The 1,597-nt window shown below is 73.3% G+C and carries 2 protein-coding genes; both read right to left on the reverse strand.

What is annotated here, in order from left to right; translation table 11 throughout:
* On the reverse strand, positions 1 to 386 hold a 386-nt coding region (locus EIO58_RS17545; protein WP_164861851.1), incomplete at its 3' end, for an ATP-binding cassette domain-containing protein.
* Between the two features lie 5 nt (positions 387 to 391).
* A partial coding sequence (locus EIO58_RS17550) for an ABC transporter permease (RefSeq protein ID WP_164861852.1) occupies positions 392 to 1,597 on the reverse strand: 1,206 nt, incomplete at its 5' end.

Genomic DNA, 1,597 nt, shown 5'->3' on the forward strand with positions numbered 1-1,597 from the left:
GCGCCCGCGATCGCGAGCGCGGCGGCGACGTTCTCGCCCGCCGACAGGTAGGGCAGGAGGTTGCGCGAGGTCTGCTGCCACACGAACCCGACGCTGCGACGGCGGAACTGGACGCGCTCCTTCTCCTTCATCGTCAGCAGGTCGTGCCCGGCGACCCACGCGACACCCGCGGTGGGCTGGTCGAGGCTCGACAGAATCGACAGCAGCGTCGACTTGCCCGAGCCCGAAGCGCCGACGACGGCGACCAGCTCGCCCGGGTCGATGCGCAGATTGAGGCCCTGCAGTGCCTGCACCTCGACGCCCGCGCCGTTCGCCGCCGGCACTTTGAAGATGCGCACCAGATCGGTGCACAGGATGTCGGCATCCCGTCCCGCCAGTACTGTCATGGGTCCTATCCTTCCTCCACCGTGCGCAGCGCTCCTGCCGCACGCACGCGGCGCGACAGGAGGAGTGCGATCGCGGTGAGAACGAGCGCGAGGACGACGAAGCCGCCGAGGGTGAGCAGCAGGATCGCCGGGTCGACCACGTAGGCGGGCGCCACCGACGACCCCGTGAAGGGGCGGAGATCGACCGCGGCCATGACCACGAGCGGCACCAGCGCGCCGAACACGGTGCCGGCGATGACGGCGGCAGCAGCCGGCGGCCCGATCTCCCACAGCGCGAGCGACGATGACGAGCGGCGAGGCGCACCGAGGGTGCGCAGCAGGGCGAGCACGCGGGCACGGGGGCCGGCAGCGAGCGTCAGCGTCATGACGATCGCCAAGGCGCTCAGCAGCGCTGCCACGCCCGTGGCGAGCAGCAGCGCCCAGCGGACGCCCTGTACGGCGGGTCCGGACTCGATGTCGTCGGCCACCTGAGCCGCGCCGTCGATGCGCACGGTCGGACCGAGCACGTCGCGGAGGCCCTGCTCCACGGCATCCGTCGACGCATCGCCGTCGAGGCGCACGAGGATCGTGCGGTCGCTCTGGTCGCGTCCGAGGACCGCCTCGGCGTAGGACGAGTCGATCGCCACCCAGTTCTCGCGGCCGCCGATCGGAACGGGACCGCGGGTCACGCCCACCATCTCGGCGTCGACGCCGTCGAGGCTGAGCTCGTCGGTATCGCCGATGAGGTCGGCGGCGTCGCCGGATGCGACGAGCGGCATCGGCCCGTCGATCACCGGCTCGAGCGAGACGCCGGGCGGCAGCATCCCGGGCCCCTCCCCTTGGACGGCGCGCAGGTCGGCCGCGTCGACGACGAAGACCGAGGTGCCCTCGCGAACGCCGCCGATGTCGAGCGTCGCCGGCTCGGCGCCCGAGATGCCCGTCGCCGGCTCCACGCCGTCGATCTGCTGCACGCGCTCGAGCTGCTCGCGCGTGAACAGTGCGCCCTGCACGCGCAGATCGGCGCCCACCTGTGCGCGCGAGGCCTCGGCGACCCCGGACTGCAGCGTCGACAGCAGCACCCCCGACGACATCGCGACCGACACCCCGACGACGAGGGCGAGCACGGGCGTCACGCCGAGCGTCGGCTCACGCAGGGCTCGGGCCGAGCCGACGAAGGCGTCGAGGTCGGCGCCGCGGCGAGCGCGGGCGTGGGCGGCGGCGAGCGGCAGCGG

This window comes from Microbacterium sp. CPCC 204701 (genome assembly GCF_004010105.1).
In the GTDB taxonomy this organism is placed as follows: Bacteria; Actinomycetota; Actinomycetes; order Actinomycetales; family Microbacteriaceae; genus Microbacterium.